Raw genomic sequence first — 17883 nt, 5'->3', positions numbered from 1 at the left:
AGACACATGTCCAGCATCAGCACCCCAACCACCTCCGGGCAGAACCGCGAAACCGGGGACAGCCAAACAAGGAAACGCCAACCGCAGGTTTCTTCAACGCAGAGTCTCCCTGGCCGGCGAAGGAAGCGGCGCGTTGAGCCCATCTTCTACTTCTTCCTGCTGCCCAGCCTCATCCTTTTCACTCTGGCCATCACCGTCCCCGGTGTCATCGGCATCTTCTTCAGCTTCACGGACTCCATTGGCATCGGCGATTGGGAGTTCATCGGACTGACCAACTACATCGCAATTTTCAGTGATCCGGCCATCCTGCAGAGTTACCTCTTCACCTTCGGATTCTCCATCGTCACAGTGATCGCGGTTAACGTGGTCGCCTTCCTCCTTGCCGTCGGGCTCACCGCCCGCATCCGGATGAAGTCGGCTCTGCGGACCATCTTCGTCATCCCCATGGTGGTTTCCGGCATCATCATCGCCTACGTCTTCAACTTCCTGTTTTCGAACTCCCTGCCGTCGCTGGGAGCTGCGGCAGGAATCCCTTGGCTGGAAAGCAGCTTGCTCGCTAATCCGGACTTCGCGTGGATTGCAATCGTGCTTGTCACAGCCTGGCAGGCTGTTCCGGGTGCCCTGCTCATCTACATCGCGGGCCTTGTGGCGGTGCCCGGGGATGTGTACGAGGCAGCGGAAATCGACGGCGCAAGCAAATTCCAGCAACTGGTGAAGATCACTCTTCCCCTGGTGGCCGGCTACGTGGTGATCAACATCATTCTCGGCTTCAAGGGCTTCCTGAACGCCTACGACATCATTGTGGGCCTGACCAACGGTGGCCCGGGGACCTCTACCCGGAGCATCGCCATGACTGTCATCTCCGGTTTCAACGGCGGCGACTACGCCTACCAGATGGCCAACGCCACGATCTTCTTTGTGGTGGCCATCCTGATCTCTCTCCTCCAGCTCTCGCTGACTCGCGGACGGAATGCACTGTAATGACCAACGGATCGAAAACCAACGGATCAATGACCAAGCAACAGACCACCAGCAAATCCGGCTCCACAGTTGAACGGGTGAACTGGCCGGCCACCACCGTCCTGGTTCTGTGCGCGGTGACAGTGCTGCTTCCCTTGTATGTCACGGTCTCCATGGCATTCAAAACCCAGGGGCAGGCTGTGGATGGAAATGCTTTTTCCTTCCCGGCGCCCTTCAGTATTGACGGCTTTGTTCAAGCCTGGACCTTGACGAACTTTCCGGTGGGTGCCGCGATGTCTTTGCTGGTGACAGCGGGGACCGTTCTGGCCACCATCATCCTTGCGGCCTTCGCTTCCTACGCGATTGTGCGGAACTGGGAACGGCGGCTTTTCAGGTACTCGTTCTTCTACCTTCTGGGGGCTATGTTCATTCCCTTCCCGGTGGTGGCGTTGCCGCAGATCCAGCTCACAGGACGCCTCGGTCTGGATAACCCGTTCGGCGTCATCCTGCTGGCCACCATGTTCCAACTGAGTTTCAGCGTGCTCCTTTTCACGGCGTTCCTCCGCTCTATTCCGATGGAACTGGAGGAGAGCGCCAGGATCGACGGCGCTACGACGTGGCAAACCTTTTGGAAGCTGATTTTCCCGTTGCTGGCGCCGATGAGTGCCACCGTGGGGATCTTCGCTTTCCTCTATGCGTGGAATGACTTCATGATGCCGTCGCTGATTATTTCCGACCCGGCCATGCAGACGCTTCCCGTCCGGCAGAGCCTGTTCCAGACACAGTTCAGCAACAACTATCACGTGTCCTTCGCCTCCTATCTGATGGCGATGGCGCCGGCGATCGTTGCTTACCTGTTCACCCAGCGGTGGGTGATGGCTGGTGTGACGCAGGGCGCTGTTAAGGGCTGAGCATTGTTGACCTTCAGCGGACCGGCGTTTCATACTGGTCCCAGAGATAAATTTAGATTCTAAATCAAAGGAGTTTCGTGAGCACTTCCGCCACAAAGGCACACACCACCGGCGCCGACCGCATGTCCGATCCGAACTGGTGGCGACAAGCGGCCGTTTACCAGATCTACCCGCGCAGCTTCTACGACGCGAACGGCGACGGACTCGGAGACATCAAGGGCGTCACAGCCAAGGTTCCGTATTTGAAGGAGTTGGGGATCGACGCCGTCTGGCTGAGTCCGTTCTACCCCTCGGCGCTCGCGGATGGCGGCTACGACGTCGATGACTACCGCAATGTGGACCCCAAGCTGGGCACTCTAGAGGATTTCGATGAGATGGCCGCGGCCCTGCACGCCGCAGGCATCAAGATCGTGGTGGACATCGTCCCGAATCACTCCTCGGACCGCCACGAGTGGTTCAAGGAAGCGCTGGCATCGCCCAAGGGCTCTGCCGCACGTGAACGCTATATCTTCAGGGACGGACGGGGAGAGAACGGCGAGTTGCCGCCGTCGGACTGGGACTCAGTGTTTGGCGGACCCATCTGGGACCGCATCACTGAACCGGACGGCACGCCCGGTCAGTGGTACATGCACATCTTCGCCAAGGAGCAGCCGGACTTTAATTGGGAGAACCCGGAGATCCGCGAGGACTTCCTGAAGACCCTTCGTTTCTGGTCGGACCGCGGCGTGGACGGCTTCCGCATCGATGTTGCCCATGGCATGGCGAAGGATCTTTCCGAGCCGCTGCCCATGAAGGCGGACCTTGAGGCCAAAGCCCACGGCACCGATGGATTTGCTGATGGGTCCCACCCGTTCTGGGACCGCGACGAAGTCCATGAGGTCTACGCAGAGTGGCGCAAGCTCTTCAACGAGTACAACCCGCCCCGAACCGCTGTGGCAGAGGCGTGGGTCCACGAGACCCGTCGCGCCCGTTACGCCAGCCCGGAAGGACTGGGCCAGGCGTTCAACTTCGATCTTCTGCAGTCCGATTTCGACGCCGCGTCCTTCAAGAAGATCATCACGGACAACCTGGTGGCTGCCAAGGAGTCCGGCGCGTCGTCCACGTGGGTCTTCTCCAACCACGACGTCGTCCGCCACGCCACCCGCTACGGCCTGCCCAAGGGTGGCTCGGTAGCGCAGGGAACCAACGCTGCCCAGGATGTCACCGGCGGCACCAAGGGCCAGGATGGCAAGGGTTGGCTTCTGGCCGGTGCGCCGGCTGAAGAGCTCGACGTCGAACTCGGCTTGCGTCGTGCCCGCGCCGCAACGCTCTTGCTGCTCGCGCTTCCCGGCTCGGCTTACCTTTATCAAGGTGAAGAGCTGGGTTTGCGTGAAGTGTCGGAGATTCCCGACGCCGAGCGTCAGGACCCGTCATTCTTCCGCAACCCGGGCGTTGAGATCGGCCGCGACGGTTGCCGTGTGCCGTTGCCGTGGACCGCAGATGGCTCTTCCTTCGGCTTTGGTGCTGGTGGGGCCCACCTGCCGCAGCCGGAGTGGTTCAAGGACTATGCGGTGTCCAAGCAAGAGGGCGTGGAAGGTTCCACCCTGGAGCTTTACCGGACAGCACTGAGCCTGCGAAGCGAACTCCAAACCGATGAGGAACTCGAATGGGTTGAGACCGGCAACCAGGACGTGCTGCACTTCAGCCGTCCCGGTGGCTGGCACACGGTCACCAACTTCGGCAGCGATCCCGTTGAACTTCCGGACGGCGATGTCGTAGTGTCCAGCGGTCCGCTGGACAACGGCAAGCTCCCGGCCGACACCACTGCATGGGTTGTCCGCAACGCCTAAAGGCAGCGGGTAAAACTACATCATGACTATTGCGAACGGGCGGGGACGCCTCGTCTACGGCTGCATGGGCCTCGGCGGGCCGTGGGACGGCACGTCCTATGGTGCCGCAGAGATCGATCAGGCAGCCGCGGTGATTGATGCCGCACAAAACGTCGGCATTGAGCTGTTCGACCATGCGGACATTTACCGCAGTGGAAAGTCGGAGGCAGTGTTTGGCGAAGTCCTCGCCCGCTCGCAAGGCCTGCGCGAAAAGATCCAGCTGCAAAGCAAATGCGGTATCAGGCTGGGCGAGCGCGGACTGGACACTCATTATGACCTCAGCCGCGAAGCCATCCTTGAACGGGTCAACCAAAGCCTGAAACGACTCCAAACGGACTACCTGGACGTGTTGCTCCTGCACCGGCCGGATCCGTTGATGGACCCGCGCGAGGTGGCGGACGCCGTCGGGCAGTTGATGGCGGAAGGCAAAGTGCGGCAGCTGGGCGTATCCAACATGTCTGCTGCGCAGATCGAATACCTTCAGAACCAGCTGGAGACGCCCATCGTGGCGAACCAGCTGGAAATGAGCCTGCTACGGAGGGACTGGCTGGAAAGTACTGTGTTGGTCAACCATGCAGAGGGGCTGGAATACAGCTTCCCGCACGGGACCCTGGAGCATTGCATGGCCAAGGGAATTGAACTGCAGGCGTACGGCTCCCTGGCCCAGGGACGCTATACGGGGGCGAAGTCTGCAGACTTGTCACCGGCCGAGTCGGCAACGGCGGGCATGCTTGCACGGTTGGCGGGGGAAAAGGACTCCACGCCTGAGGCGGTGCTGCTGGGCTGGCTCATGAAGCATCCCGCAAGGATTTCTCCGGTGGTGGGAACCACCAACCCGGCCCGGATAGAAGCCTGCGCCGATGGCGCCACCGTGGCTGGCGCCATGTCCCGCGCCGAGTGGTACGGATTGTGGGTGGCAGCGCGGGGAAGCAACATCCCCTAACCCCGGTTTTAACCCAACTGAGTCGCAGTTGAGGTCGTTTTGAACGCTCAGAACGACCTGAACTGCGACTCAGTTGGGTGAGGACAGCAACACATGGGGTGCGCCTACGATGCGTTACTGATGGGGGCTACCACCGAATACGTGGTGGAATCACCCTGGATCGCTTGACTGGCCTTGCCGTCAACGCCCACAGGGATGTCGCCGGCAATGGTCACGCGGTTGAGCTTGCGCGGCTGGCCGTCGTAGTTGTCCGGGGCATAGTGCTGGGTGATGCGGTTATCGAACAGAACCACCTGGTTAGGCTCCCAGTTCACGCGGACCACATTCTCCGGACGCGTCACGTACGCCTGCAGCAGGCGGATGATGTCCTTCGATTCGGTGTTGGACAAGCCCACAATCCTGAGCCGCTGCGCGAAGCCCCCAATAAAGAGTCCGCGCTCGCCGGTCAGCGGGTGGACCCGGACTACGGGGTGTGCAGTTTCGAACTTCAGGCGGGTGAACTCCTTGCGGCGTTCCTCGGCATTGCTGTGTTCCAGGTTCTTGGGTACCGAGTAGTCGTAGTCGTTGGTGTGGATGGCCCACAGGGTGTCCGCGAAGTTGCGAAGCTCCTCCGGGAGATCCTTGTACGCACCGGCCGAGGAAGCAATCAGCGTCTCGCCACCGTAGGCAGGAAGGTCGATGCTGCGCAGTGTGGATGCCTGCGGCGGGTTGACCACAAACGTGACGTCCGTGTGCCAGTTGTTGGCCGAGCCGTTTTCGCTGTCCACGGGCAACACGTTCTCCTCACCTTCCACCGAGGCAACGGTCGGGTGTGCCTTTGTCAACGGGCCGAAATGCGAGGCGAACTTCACCTGCGCTTCGTCGCTGAGGATGTTGGCCTCACGGAACACCAGTGCTTTGTGTTCGTTCAGTGCCGCCCTGATCTGGGCCACGGTATCCTCGCTGAGGTCGCCGCTGATGTCCAGTCCACGGATTTCGGCGCCGATGCGGGAGCCGAGCTTGGCGAACTCGAGTTTGGTTTCGGTAATGACGGTCATGATTCGGTTTCCTTACTTGTTGTGATGGTTGCGGCGGATGCCGCGGAGGTGGGTCAGGAAGCAGCGGCGCCAACGGCGGTCCGCCAGCGGGAGAAGTGCCGTTCAAGGGCTACCAGCAGGAAGTTCACGCCGAGCCCCAGCAAGGACACCGTGAGGATGCCCGCGTACATGTCCGGGATGAGGAAGCTGCTTTGCGCGTTCACGATCAGGTAGCCCAGGCCTGCCTTGGCACCGACCATTTCGGCGGCAATCAGCACCAGGATGGACGCCGTTCCGGCCATGCGAATGCCTGTGAAGATGGTGGGAACGGCCGATGGCAGGATGACCTTCTGGAACAGCCGGAAGCTGTTGAGCCCCAACGAACGCGCAGCCCTGATCAGGAGCGGGTCCACGGTCTTCACGCCGGCTATGGTGTTCAGCAGCACCGGGAAGAACGCGGCGTAGGCCACAATGCTGATCTTGGATTCCTCGCCGATGCCCAGCAGCAGCGTGAACACCGGCAGCAAGGCAAGGGCAGCCGTATTGCGGAACAGTTCCAGCAACGGATTCAGGACCGAGTTCAGCCGCCCGTACCAGGCGATGAGCAGGCCCAACGAGACACCCGCCACCAGCGCCGCACCGAAGCCGGCCACCGAGCGCGTGAGGCTGGCAGCAATGTGGCCCTGGATGGTGCCTGCTTCGAAAAGCTTTCCCCATGCCAGGAGCACTTCGTGCAGCGGCGGCAGGAAGACGCGGGTGGAGGGGCTGGCCAAGTACGTCGGCCCAAGCTCCCACAGCGCCAGAAACGCCAGGATGGCTCCGGACTTCCACACCACTGAACCCGCGGCTGAGGCAACCCGCCGCACTTTCCCCGGTGCCGGCGTCGTGGTCTCCGCACTAAGCGCCGGTGTGCTCTCCGCACTGAGCGCCGGCTCGACGGCGGCACCCGGGCCAGCCGGACTGCCCGCCTTGGGTGCGGCTTCGGTTTGGGTAAGCGTGGTGGTCATCAGGCCGCGCTCCTTTCAGTGATGGTGGTTGCAGGCTCGTCGGGTGCGCTGCCGTCCGGGAGGATCTTGCGGTGCCCGGCGTCCTGGGCGCGACGGACTTCGTCGTGCAGGAGCGTCCACACCTGGTGGCGGTGTTCCACGAAGGCGGCGTTGGAACGGATATCTTCGTCGCCGTCGCGGTCAGGGATATTAATGTCCACGATTTCCTTGAGCCGGCCAGGGCGCGCGCTCAGCACTGCGACGCGCTCGCCGAGGTACACGGCCTCGTCAATCCCGTGGGTGATGAAGACGATTGTTTTGCCCGTGGCTTTCCAGATCCGGAGGAGTTCGTCCTGCAGCTGCTCGCGGGTCTGGGCGTCCAACGCAGCGAACGGTTCATCCATCAGCAACACATCGGGCTCGTACGCCAGGCTTCGGGCGATGGCCACGCGCTGCTTCATTCCGCCGGAGAGCTCATGCGGGTAGCGGTCCTCAAAACCGGCAAGCCCCACCAGGGCCAGGTATTCCTTTGCTTTGGCTGCCCGTTCGCGGCGGTTCAATTTCCTGCCGTCGGGGCCCACTCCTTCAAGCCCGATCGACACGTTGGCAGAGGCCGTCCGCCATGGGAACAACGCGTACTGCTGGAACACCACTGCGCGGTCCTTGCCCGGACCGGTAACGGGTTTGCCGTCCACCAATACCTCGCCGGAGGTGGGCGTGGAGAGTCCGGCCAAGAGGTCCAGGAGCGTGGTCTTTCCGGAACCGCTGGGACCCACCAGGGTGAGGAACTCGCCGTCACGGACATCAAGGCTCAGCGAATCGATGGCCGTCAGCCGGGTAGCGGCCGTGTCCTTGGTGGCCCGTACCGTGAATTCTTTAGTGACGTTCCGGAGACTGATTTTGGCTGTCATGGCTATCCCTTCTTTGCTGCGGCGAGGTCGTTGAACTCGTTGGTGTAGTACTTGGACGGCGTGAGCTTGTCGTTGACGATGCCGGCGGAGCTGAGCCACGCCTCCCAGCGGGTGAAGTCCTCGTCCTTGATCACGCCTGCCTCCGGGACTCCAGGGCTCTTCCAGAACTTCAGGTTTGCGGTGCTCTCATTGCGTCCGCGGCTTTCGATGATCTTGGTGAAGCGGGCAATGACTTCGTCGCGGGGAGTTTCCGCAGCCCATTTGATGGCTTTGGCAACGCCCGTGGTGAAAGTGCGGGTGGTGGTGGGGTTCTTTTCAATGAACTCGTTGCGGAGCACAATCTGGCCGCCCGCAAACGTTCCGAACAACTCCACATCGCTGAACAGGGAGCGCAGTCCGCCTGCTTCGATGGCCCTGTCCTGCAGGACACCACCGAGCGTTCCCGCGTCCACCTGTCCGCGTCGAATGGCTTCTTCGGTATCGTTCGGTGCCAAGGGGACCAGTTGCACCTGTTTGATCTCGTCCTCGCTGAGTCCGTTCTTGGTCAGCCAGGTGTTGATGACGGCTTCGTGGTGTGCGCCCAGGGTGTTGACGGCGATTTTCTTGCCGATCAGGTCCCGCGGTTCCTTGATGGTGCTTTCCGCTTTGACGTAGTACCCGCTGAAGGTTTTCCCGTCGGAGCCGTAGTAGTTGGTCACTGCCTTGACGGGTGCGCCGGCTTCAATGAGCTTGACCACCGCTCCGGAGAACGCGCCGCCGAAGTCGGTCTGGTTGGTCGCTGCCGACTGAATGTCCTGAGGGCCGCTGGTGGTGTTGCCCACCCAGTTCAGCTTCACGTCGCCCAGGTAGCCCAGGTCCGCCGCAAGCTCGGGAAAGGTCACGTTGTTTGCTGAGCCCTGGTACCGGAGTTCCTTGACCTCGTTGCCGGCCTGGTTGGCTTGTCCAGCTTCGGCTGCACCGCCGCAACCGGACACCGTCAGCGCTAGTACGACGGCGGCCGCGACGCTCAGGAGGGGCAGATGCAGTTTCATGGGAGCTACTTTCAATGGATTCTGATGTGTTGGGTGGCCGGCTTGCGCAGGAATTGGAAACCCGTGCAACGGCTTGGGAACGATGAAAGCGCATGTGGATGGCGGGTGGGAAGCGATCGGGTAACCCCTGGAAACGTTGCGAAACAGCCCGACACGGGACGAAATCCTGGGCAATTCCCGGCAACCGGGGGACACAAGACGCAGAGTTGAGCCTTGTGAACAACAGCGTCAGGTGGGCTGGATGTGACTGGCGGGTACCGCCGTCGGACGTTCATACTGTTGGACCCCACAGTCATATGGGGTTTAGTTCGTATTGATCCTCACAAGCGGGCGGATTTCTTCGCCCTGCGGCCCGCGGGGCGGATACGGTAGATACATGACGTCTAGCATCGCCGCCGAGTCCATTCGGCCTACCCGCAACATTCCCGCCGACATCGCCCGTTCCTGGCTCCTTGTGAACGCCATGAAAACGGAGCTTTTTGATGAATCTGCGAGTTCGCGCGCTGACGCCATCATCTTGGACATCGAAGACGCCGTGGACCCTTCGCAGAAGGACGCTGCGCGCGAGAACGTGGTGAACTGGCTGACCGCAGGCGGCAAGGCCTGGGTCCGTATCAATGACGCCACCAGCAAGTTCTGGGCCGATGACCTCGCCGGCCTGCGCGGGACGCCCGGCCTGCTCGGCGTGATGCTGGCCAAGACCGAATCCGCTGACCAGGTCACTGAGTCCTACCACCGCATGGACGGCAAGACCCCCGTGGTTGCCCTGGTGGAGTCTGCCCTCGGCATCGAGGAAGCCAACCACATCGCACGTGCCCAGGGTGCTTTCCGCCTGGCCTTTGGTTCGGGCGACTTCCGCCGCGATACGGGAATGGCTGCGACACCGGAAGCCATGGCCTACCCGCGTGCCAAGCTCGTTGTTGCCAGCCGCGTGGGCAACCTGCCGGGACCCATCGACGGCCCCACCGTCGGCACCAACCACCCCATCCTGCGCGAGCAGACGGGCATCACCGTGACCATGGGCATGACCGGCAAGCTCTGCCTGGCCATCGACCAGACCACCGTGATCAACGAGGTCATCAGCCCCACGCCTTCGGACGTTGCCTGGGCTACGGACTTCATGAACGATTTCGAAGCCAACGGCCGCGTGATCCGCGATGGTTCCGACCTCCCGCGTCTGGGCCGCGCTGAGAAGATCATGAAGCTCGCCGTGGCTTTCGGAGTCCAGCCTTCCCTGTAAGCATGCTGGTCCACGGAGTCGTTTGGGACTCTTCATCCCCGGCTTTGAGGTTGTTCTCGCCGGACGCGGAGTTCACTGATGTTGCGTTGGCCCCTGATGTTGGGCAGATGCGCGGCTCAGCCCTGGGCCTGCGCGTTATCCCCGGTGTGTGGTGCCTTGGCCACACGAAGGTCCACGGGCCAGGGGATCGCACGCATGTTCCGTGCCGCGGCAGCTCCCCGGCCGAGCGGGGCAAGCAATGCGGGGCCTGCTTTGCGCGGGACGACTCCCGGCTGATGCACGATTTTCACCGTGGCGGTTCGGTTCCAGCCGGGCTCCGGGCCTACCTCATGCAGCCGCACTGGCTCTACGTGGCCACCTTCGCCAACGGTGCTACGAAAATTGGCACGGCCTCCGCGCAGCGCAAGTGGAACCGGCTTGCCGAGCAAGGTGCCGTACATGCTTCCTATGTGGCGCACGCCGAGGACGGGCGCGTTGTCCGCCTGCTGGAAGATCTGGTGACCCGCGAACTCGGTCTCGTCCAGCAAGTCCGGTCCGCCGCCAAGGTGGCCGGTCTCGTGGAGCCGCGGGCCGCCGTCGAGCTTTCATCCTTGAACCGCCAGCACGCCAGCAGTGTGCGGGAGCTGTTGGGCGGCCTTGCCATAACGGGCTACTCGGTGGTGGAGGAAGAGTGGGAGCGTCCGGCCTTGGCCGACGCTCTGTGCACCGCCCGCATTCACGGCGGCCTGCGACACCCTTATCCGGCAACGTTCGACGCCGGCGGGCATGGCCTGCGGGTCCACTCACTCTCAGGGGCGATCGCCTTGGCGGGGCTCCCCGACGCTTCGGGCAACGACATTGAGGGCAGCTTCGTGGCGGATCTGGGGGCGTTGAAGGGCCGCAAAATCGAGTTCGGCCCCCACACCACGGACATCCCCGCGCTGCAGGACTCGCTCTTCTAACCTTCCGGGGCCCGATCGAGAGCCAACCCCTCGGCAAGCCCTGCAATCACGCGCCGGTAGACTTGGACGGTGCTAGAACAATTTTGGGCCACGGCCTCCACGTCCTACAAAGTGCTGGTTTTCAGCGCCATGGGGTTGATCGCTGTAGGGCTCGTCCTGTCCATCGTGGGGAACACGTCCGGGAACCAAGGTTTGGCCCTTGCTTCCCTGCCCGTCATTGGCGTTGGGCTGCTGCTCCATGTTGCGGGCCTGGTGGTTCGGGGCCAGAAGATCCGCAAGAGCTACAAGAAGTAACGTCTGCACCTCAGCGACGCGCTGCGTATGGACTCCCGGGGCCGATAGGGTTGGAGCATGAGTATCAATCCGGACCTGCAGGGCCGCAGCTACCCTGCCGCAGAGGTATACGACGTCGGCCGTGAAAAGATCCGCGAGTTCGCCAAGGCCGTGAAAGCCAGCAACCCCGCGCATTTTGATGTTGAGGCAGCGAAGGCTCTGGGCCACAGCGACCTCGTTGCACCGCCAACGTTTGCCATCATCGTCGCCCAGCGTGCTGACGCCCAACTGGTCCAGGATCCGGAATCGGGCATCGACTTCTCCCGGGTGGTCCACGCAGACCAGCGGTTCACGCACCACCGTGCCATTGTTGCCGGCGACCGCCTGGTGGCCGAGTTGCACGTCGACGGCGTTCGCGCCATGGGCGGGGGAGCCATGATCACTACCCGTTCAGAGATTTCCACTGAAGCCGGCGAAAAGGTGGCCACCACCACCTCGTCCATCCTGGTCCGCGGAGAGGGACAGTAACCATGAGCCCTACATTCGAAGAACTGACGGTCGGCCAGGAAATCGGCACGCGCAGCATTGAGGTCACCCGGCAGGACCTGGTCAAATACGCAGGGGCCTCGGGCGACTTCAACCCGATCCACTGGAACGAAGCATTCGCAACCTCCGTGGAACTGCCGGGCGTCATTGCGCACGGCATGTTCACCATGGGTGCGGCAGTACAACTGGTGAGCGACTGGGCCGGCGACCCCGCCGCCGTCGTCGACTACCAAACCCGCTTTACCAAGCCCGTCCTCGTCACTGACACCACAGGCACCGATCAGGCCGGCGCGGTCATCGACGTCACCGGAGTGGTGGGAGCGCTCGACGCCGATGCCCGCACCGCGCGCGTCGACCTCACCGTCGTGGCCGGTGGACAGAAAGTCCTCATGAAGTCGCAGGCGGTTGTGAAGGTCTCTTGAACCGACCGAACACCTCTGAACATCGCAGCAAACGGCGCGCCACTCCGACTGAATTGTCGCGGTGGCGTGCCGCTGTTCTTGCCTCCTACGCGGCCAGCGGCATCGCCTTCGCTACATGGGTTTCCCGACTCCCCGCCATTCGCGACGGACTGAATCTCACGCCAGGTGGCATCGGCCTCTTGCTCATGTGCATGACCGTGGCGTCGTTCATTTCGATCTCGGCCTCCGGACTTATTGTGCTGCGGCTCGGCCCCAAGCTGACCACGAGGATCGGCAGCAGCATGGTGGGTGCAGGTCTTATCACCGTGGGTATTGGTACCTCCATCGCCGGCAGTCCACTGGTGGTGGCCGCAGGATTGGGAATTCTGGGCCTGGGTACAGCCAGTTGGAATACCGCATCCAACGTGGAAGGGGCCTCCCTGGAACGTGAGTTGCAGCGGCACATCATGCCTCACCTGCATGGAGCCTTCAGCCTCGGAACCGTGGCGGCCGCGGGCTTTGGCGCCTGGGCAGCTGCCATCCATATGCCGGTGTTCTGGCATTTTCTGGCTTCGGGCGTGGTTGTGACATCCACGGTGGTTACCGCCACCTTCTGGTTCCGTGCGGAAAGAACCGCTGCAGCTACGCAGACGTACCGCCACGAAGAAACCGACACTTTCCAGGATCCCTCCACCGGCCCGCTGCCCCTCATCTCTGGTGAGTTGGACGGCCCTCAGCCCGCTGCCCGGAAGACTGCCGCTCCGCTGGACAACAAGCGGCTCGTAGCCCTTGCTTGGCGTGACCGCCGAACTCTGCTGATTGGTGTCCTGGTTCTCGGCCTGGCATTGGCCGAAGGAGCTGCGGGGGACTGGGTGGCTCTGGCACTGGCCGATGGCTACGGGCAGTCCGATGCCGCGGGCGCTGTAGGCTATGGGCTCTTCGTGACGTTCATGACCATTGGCCGTTTCGCAGGCACAGTCATCCTGGACCGTTTTGGACGTGTGGTGGTGATGCGCTGGTGCTCTGCCACCGCCGTCGTGGGTCTGTCACTTTTCGTATTTTCCCCGGTTCCGTGGCTCGCGTTCGTGGCGCTGGCGGTCTGGGGCCTTGGCGCCTCTCTCGGGTTCCCTGTGGGAATGTCCGCAGCTGCCGATGACCCGGTTCACGCGGCAGCCCGTGTGTCGGTGGTCTCCACTATCGGCTATGGAGCTTTCCTCTGCGGCCCTCCGCTGCTGGGTCTCCTGGCTGAACACTTCGGCATCTTGCATTCCCTGTTGGCGCCCTTGGTATTGCTGGTGGTCAGCTTCTTCCTGGCACCCTTGGCTGGCCAAAAGGCGGCGAAGTCCGTGCACCCCCAGGAAGCCCGTTAGGCTTGATTGGTGACCCAAACGCTGCTTTCTGAACTGACCACTGCTGCCGTCGGCGGCCCCGCGGGCAATTATGTTGAGGCCCGCACCGAGGCCGCGATTATCGACGCCGTCAGGTCTGCCGACGCTGCAGGTGAAAAAATCCTGATCATCGGCGGTGGCTCCAACCTGCTGGTCGCCGACGAAGGCTACCCCGGAACCGTCCTGAAGATCGCTTCCGAGGGATTCACGGTGAACTCCGAGGACAGCTGCGGGGGAGTGTCTGTGGTGGTTCAGGCCGGCCATAACTGGGACGCGCTCGTGGAACACTCTGTGCTGCACGCGTGGTCCGGCCTGGAGGCGTTGTCCGGGATTCCAGGTGCCACGGGCGCCACTCCTGTGCAGAATGTTGGAGCCTACGGCGCAGACGTTTCACAGACCATTGCGGCCGTGAGGACGTGGGACCGTGAGCGCAACGCAGTGCAGACCTTTACCAACTCCGAGCTCAAGTTCGGCTATCGCGATTCGATCCTGAAGCAGACCACCGTTGAGGGCTCGCCCAGATACGTTGTCCTGACGGTCGAGTTTCAGTTGCCGCTGGGCCGGATGAGTGCGCCCATCCGTTACGCCGAGCTGGCCCGCGTCCTGGGTGTGGAGGCCGGAAAACGGGCCTACTCCAATGATGTCCGCCGGGAAGTCCTCCGGCTGCGCGCGTCCAAAGGCATGGTCCTGGACGCTGCAGATCGAGACACCTATTCCACGGGCTCCTTCTTTACCAACCCGATGGTGCCCGCGGAGCTCGCTGCAGCCCTGCCGGAAAACGCACCCCGGTATCCTGCCGGCACGGACGGACTGGTGAAGCTTTCCGCTGCCTGGTTGATCGACCAAGCTGGATTCGCCAAAGGTTTTGGCTTGGAAGAGTCGAGCGTTTCCGGTGGCCGGGCATCCCTCTCCACCAAGCACACGCTCGCCATCACCAACAGGGGATCAGCCTCGGCCGCGGACATGGTGGCCATCGCGCGCGAGGTGCGTGCCGGCGTCGTCGAGCGTTTTGGCATTGAACTGCACCCGGAACCCTTGCTGATCGGCGTTAGCCTCTAGCCAAACTTAGCGCGTGCGCCTCCAACCCCTCGTGAGGGGTTAGCTCTCGGGGCTTTGGGCGTGGGTTTCGGCCGAGATGTCGCCCCTCGGCGGACGTGCCCAAAGGCGCAAACTCAGCGCGTGCGCCGCTCCGCGATCGGCAGGACCTTGTTGAGGAGCAGGAACGTGAGCCCGCAGCTGACTGCGCCCAGCAGGAAGATTTGGCTGAACGCGATGCTCTGCGGGGACGGTCCGCTGGGCATGAACAGCCCGGCTGTGGCGAAACCGACCAAGCCCAGGAGCAGGACGATCGCTCCGAGAAGGAAACTGCGGACCTGCGCCGCGGCTGCCGGGTAGAACCAGGGCTCGGGGGCGTCGTCGTCGCGGTCGGCTACGGGCTGGGTGGCGGCAGCGGTTCCGATGAGAACCGCGGCGGCCGCAGTCGCCACCAGGCTGACTGTCTGGATTGCCTGCATTGCAGGGGAGAGACTCACACCTGTCCCCACCGCCACTATCAACCCGGCGGCAAGCCCGGCGAGCGTGCAGAACCAGCCGGCGGTAGCCAACCACCGGCTCATCGGCCGCACGAACGGAGCAAGATCACCAAAAAGCATGAACCCATCCTAGGATCTGCTGCTGGGTGACGGCTGGGAGGCGTTGCAAGGTTCCCTGTGCTGGGCGGTCCTTTTAGGATGAAGCATGCCTGCCGAGAGAACCACTCCCACTCCCCGCGTCATGGGCCGTTTGCGGCTTGTCAGCCAAGGCCTGTTGGGCGGAGGTTTTCCCACGGTGCCGGACGCGGTCCGGTGGATGACGTGCATGCAGGCCCAGGACTTGGGTTCAGCCTTGTGGGCCGTTGGGCAGCGGGTACCTGGAACGGCTGCGTCGGACGTTCGCGCAGCCCTCGACGCCGGCACAGTAGTCCGTTCGTGGCCCATGCGCGGGACGCTCCACTTAGTGGCCCCCGAAGACCTCCAGTGGATTCTGGGCATCACCAGTGGCCGACTGATGAAGTCCGTGGCTGGGCGTCACCGTGAACTCGGCATCACGTCCGAGGACATCAACCATTGCAGGGACATCGCCTTCAAAACCGCTGAGGCCCTCAAAGCAGGGGGTGCGCCAGGAGCCAGCCGTGAGCAGCTGTTCCAAGCTTTCGAGGACGCTGGACAAATCACCAAAGCCCAGCGGGGCATCCACTTGTTGGGGAGTCTGTGCCAGCGCGCATGGCTGGTACAAGGGCCCATGGCAGGGACTAACGGCAAAGTGGGTGTGCAGCAGCTGTTCGTGCCGTTCGACGAGTGGATTCCGGACTCGAGGGAGCTGGATCGCCAAGAGGGGATTGCCGAGCTGCTGTTCCGATACGTCCGGAGCCACGGCCCTGCCACCATCAAGGATTTTGCCTGGTGGAGCCAGGTTCCCCTCACCGAGGCCCGGGCTGCCCTCAACGAGGTGCAGGACCGCTTGGTTGAGCTGCAGTTCGGCGGCAGTAGTTATTGGCTCTCACCGGAGACAGCGGCAATGCTCGACGACGGCGTCCCCGGCTCACGCTCGTTGCTGGCGCTCCCGGGGTTCGACGAATACCTTCTCGGCTACCAGGACCGAAGCCTGGTGCTGGCTCCTGAGTACGCGGAGTTGGTGGTGCCGGGCAGGAACGGGGTGTTCAAACGAATCATGGTGTCCGGCGGCGAAGTGGTGGGAACGTGGGCCAGGACTGTCGGCGGCAAGTCCACAGGGGTCCTGCCGGAGCCGTTCGCGGGGGAACTGGGTCCGGCAGCTGAGCGTGCGTTCCAGGCCCAGGGCCGTGCCTACCTGAAGTTCATGGCGGGCTGAGCCGGCGGTTGAGCCCCTAAGACGTCGAAAACCCGCTCTTCCGTTGCCGGGCAGCAACGGAAGAGCGGGTTGAAGACGAACTCAGCCTGGTGAACTCAGCCTGGGGGGACTAGAGCTTGCCCGTCACAATGTTGAGCATGCGGCGGAGCGGCTCGGCTGCACCCCAGAGGAGCTGGTCTCCCACGGTGAAGGCGCTGATGTATTCCGGGCCCATTTCGAGCTTGCGGATACGGCCCACGGGGATGTCCAGTGTGCCGGAGGCGGCCACGGGGGTCAGGTCAGCCATGGAGGCTTCCTTGGTGTTGGGAACAACCTTGGCCCATTCGTTGTCCTTGGCCAGGAGGTTCTCGATTTCCGTCACGGACAGGTCTTCGCGGAGTTTGAGCGTGAGGGCCTGGGAGTGTGAGCGCATGGCACCGATGCGGATGCACAGGCCGTCCATGGCGATGTGGTCCTTGCCAGCGGTGCCGTTGCCGGTGCCGAGGATTTTGTTGGTTTCCACTCCGGCTTTCCACTCTTCCTTGGACTGGCCGTTGCCGAGGTCGGCATCGATCCACGGAATGAGGGAGCCGGCCAGCGGCACGCCGAACTGGGTGGCGTCAACGCCGGTGCGCTGTGCGGCGAGAACCTTGTGGTCGATTTCGAGGATGGCCGAAGCAGGATCGTCCAGTTCACTGCTGACCTCGTTGTTGAGGGTGCCGAACTGGTTGAGGAGTTCACGCATGTGCCGTGCGCCGCCACCGGAGGCAGCCTGGTAGGTCATGGACGTGCCCCACTCCACCAGGTTGTTCTTGAACAAGCCGCCGAGGCCCATCAGCATGCAGGAAACCGTACAGTTGCCGCCGATGAAGTCCTTCACGCCCCCGGACAGGCCGGCGTCGATGACGTCGCGGTTGATGGGGTCCAGCACGATGATCGAGTCGTCGTTCATGCGCAGGGTGGACGCAGCGTCAATCCACAGGCCATCCCAGCCGCGGTTGCGGAGCTCGCCGTGGACTTGCTTGGTGTAGTCGCCACCTTGGGCGGTGACAATAATGGGCAGCTTGGCCAGCGTCTCAATGTCGAACGCATCCTCGAGCTTGCCTGCCCCCTCAGCGAAGGACGGGGCGGCACCTCCTGCGTTCGAGGTGGAGAAAAATACCGGGTTGATGTTGGCGAAGTCGTTCTCGTCCTGCATGCGCTGCATCAGGACCGAGCCGACCATGCCACGCCAACCGACCAGTCCAACGGACGGATTAGCTGCTGTAGTCATTGACCAAGTCTAAACTTTCGCAGCACTGTGCCGCTGTTGGTTACGTCACGCTCGCACTGCACGACGACGGGACGTGCCTCGCGGTGGAGCAAGCTGACAAGGAGCAGCGGTTTTAGAGGCTGTTGGCTTGTTCATTTGAGTGGTCCTGCAGGAGGACAGCCTTGCGTTTGCGGAGGGCAAAGAACGCACCAAACGTAAACACCTGGGTGACGACGATCAGCACGATGATCCCGGCTATCTTGTTGCCGCCCAGGATCATGGTGAGTCCCACAATGGCGGAGATCAGTGCGAAGAGCGGCAGGAGCATGTAGCCCAGCACGAACAGGGTTTCAGGTTTTTTCAGCATGC

19 protein-coding genes are annotated in these 17883 nt (G+C 62.6%); 12 read left to right on the top strand and 7 right to left on the bottom strand.

What is annotated here, in order from left to right:
- The first annotated feature begins 6 nt into the window (after positions 1-6).
- The 4 genes from ACIQH5_RS04370 (at position 7) to ACIQH5_RS04355 (ending at position 4682) form a co-directional block, all read left to right on the top strand.
- Entirely contained in the window at positions 7-981 is a 975-nt protein-coding gene (locus ACIQH5_RS04370; protein ID WP_400400613.1) for a carbohydrate ABC transporter permease, read from the top strand.
- A 29-nt stretch (positions 982-1010) separates the two neighbouring features.
- Positions 1011-1871, top strand: coding sequence for a carbohydrate ABC transporter permease (locus ACIQH5_RS04365; RefSeq protein ID WP_400400610.1), 861 nt, complete (start codon positions 1011-1013; stop codon positions 1869-1871).
- Between the two features lie 77 nt (positions 1872-1948).
- Positions 1949-3700, top strand: coding sequence for a glycoside hydrolase family 13 protein (locus tag ACIQH5_RS04360; protein ID WP_400400607.1), 1752 nt, complete (start codon positions 1949-1951; stop codon positions 3698-3700).
- Between the two features lie 22 nt (positions 3701-3722).
- Positions 3723-4682: an aldo/keto reductase family oxidoreductase gene (locus ACIQH5_RS04355; protein ID WP_400400605.1), complete on the top strand. Its 960-nt coding sequence runs from the start codon at positions 3723-3725 to the stop codon at positions 4680-4682.
- A 104-nt stretch (positions 4683-4786) separates the two neighbouring features.
- Here ACIQH5_RS04355 and ACIQH5_RS04350 read toward each other — a convergent pair whose 3' ends face one another.
- From ACIQH5_RS04350 to ACIQH5_RS04335, 4 genes are read right to left on the bottom strand one after another with little or no spacing between them, the layout of a single operon-like run.
- The gene (locus ACIQH5_RS04350) at positions 4787-5719 is read right to left on the bottom strand and encodes a TauD/TfdA family dioxygenase (protein WP_062073263.1); all 933 of its coding nucleotides are present in this window, start codon (positions 5717-5719) and stop codon (positions 4787-4789) included.
- Between the two features lie 53 nt (positions 5720-5772).
- Positions 5773-6705 carry an ABC transporter permease gene (locus tag ACIQH5_RS04345; RefSeq protein ID WP_400400602.1) on the bottom strand — a complete coding sequence of 311 codons (933 nt, stop codon included), beginning with the start codon at positions 6703-6705 and terminating at the stop codon, positions 5773-5775.
- Positions 6705-7595 carry an ABC transporter ATP-binding protein gene (locus ACIQH5_RS04340; protein ID WP_400400599.1) on the bottom strand — a complete coding sequence of 297 codons (891 nt, stop codon included), beginning with the start codon at positions 7593-7595 and terminating at the stop codon, positions 6705-6707. Before ACIQH5_RS04340 ends, ACIQH5_RS04345 begins: the two co-directional genes overlap by 1 nt.
- A 2-nt stretch (positions 7596-7597) precedes the next feature.
- On the bottom strand, positions 7598-8626 hold the full coding sequence (locus ACIQH5_RS04335; protein WP_400400596.1) for an ABC transporter substrate-binding protein: 1029 nt from the start codon (positions 8624-8626) through the stop codon (positions 7598-7600).
- A gap of 376 nt (positions 8627-9002) precedes the next feature.
- Here ACIQH5_RS04335 and ACIQH5_RS04330 point away from each other — a divergent pair, with 376 nt between their 5' ends.
- From ACIQH5_RS04330 to ACIQH5_RS04300, 7 genes are all read left to right on the top strand, one after another.
- Entirely contained in the window at positions 9003-9866 is an 864-nt protein-coding gene (locus ACIQH5_RS04330; protein ID WP_400400593.1) for an HpcH/HpaI aldolase/citrate lyase family protein, read from the top strand.
- A 2-nt stretch (positions 9867-9868) separates the two neighbouring features.
- Positions 9869-10807, top strand: a complete 939-nt coding sequence (locus ACIQH5_RS04325; protein WP_400400590.1) for a DUF2797 domain-containing protein — start codon at positions 9869-9871, stop codon at positions 10805-10807.
- A gap of 69 nt (positions 10808-10876) precedes the next feature.
- Positions 10877-11101, top strand: coding sequence for a DUF3188 domain-containing protein (locus tag ACIQH5_RS04320; protein ID WP_062073251.1), 225 nt, complete (start codon positions 10877-10879; stop codon positions 11099-11101).
- A gap of 57 nt (positions 11102-11158) precedes the next feature.
- Positions 11159-11608 (top strand): MaoC family dehydratase N-terminal domain-containing protein, encoded by a 450-nt coding sequence (locus ACIQH5_RS04315; protein ID WP_024817634.1) that lies wholly within the window; start codon positions 11159-11161, stop codon positions 11606-11608.
- Positions 11609-11610: 2 nt separating this feature from the next.
- Positions 11611-12048 carry a MaoC family dehydratase gene (locus tag ACIQH5_RS04310; protein ID WP_400400587.1) on the top strand — a complete coding sequence of 146 codons (438 nt, stop codon included), beginning with the start codon at positions 11611-11613 and terminating at the stop codon, positions 12046-12048.
- Positions 12045-13397, top strand: a complete 1353-nt coding sequence (locus tag ACIQH5_RS04305) for an MFS transporter (RefSeq protein ID WP_400400584.1) — start codon at positions 12045-12047, stop codon at positions 13395-13397. The genes ACIQH5_RS04310 and ACIQH5_RS04305 overlap by 4 nt, the downstream gene beginning before the upstream one ends.
- A gap of 9 nt (positions 13398-13406) precedes the next feature.
- Positions 13407-14474, top strand: a complete 1068-nt coding sequence (locus ACIQH5_RS04300; protein ID WP_400400581.1) for a UDP-N-acetylmuramate dehydrogenase — start codon at positions 13407-13409, stop codon at positions 14472-14474.
- Between the two features lie 113 nt (positions 14475-14587).
- Here the strand turns inward: ACIQH5_RS04300 and ACIQH5_RS04295 are convergent, their stop codons facing one another.
- A complete protein-coding gene (locus tag ACIQH5_RS04295; protein WP_062073243.1) occupies positions 14588-15067 on the bottom strand; it encodes a hypothetical protein in 480 nt (159 codons plus the stop codon).
- 85 nt (positions 15068-15152) lie between these two features.
- Between ACIQH5_RS04295 and ACIQH5_RS04290 the strand changes: the two genes are divergently transcribed.
- A complete protein-coding gene (locus ACIQH5_RS04290; RefSeq protein ID WP_400400579.1) occupies positions 15153-16283 on the top strand; it encodes a winged helix DNA-binding domain-containing protein in 1131 nt (376 codons plus the stop codon).
- Positions 16284-16392: 109 nt separating this feature from the next.
- Here ACIQH5_RS04290 and asd read toward each other — a convergent pair whose 3' ends face one another.
- Entirely contained in the window at positions 16393-17535 is a 1143-nt protein-coding gene (gene asd, locus ACIQH5_RS04285; protein WP_024817628.1) for an aspartate-semialdehyde dehydrogenase, read from the bottom strand.
- Between the two features lie 112 nt (positions 17536-17647).
- On the bottom strand, positions 17648-17881 hold the full coding sequence (locus ACIQH5_RS04280; protein ID WP_400400576.1) for an NF038396 family protein: 234 nt from the start codon (positions 17879-17881) through the stop codon (positions 17648-17650).
- Positions 17882-17883 lie beyond the last annotated feature (2 nt).

It is taken from the genome of Paenarthrobacter sp. NPDC091711, assembly GCF_044756605.1.
Lineage (GTDB): Bacteria > Actinomycetota > Actinomycetes > Actinomycetales > Micrococcaceae > Arthrobacter.
This window is presented reverse-complemented; position numbering and strand designations above follow the sequence as displayed.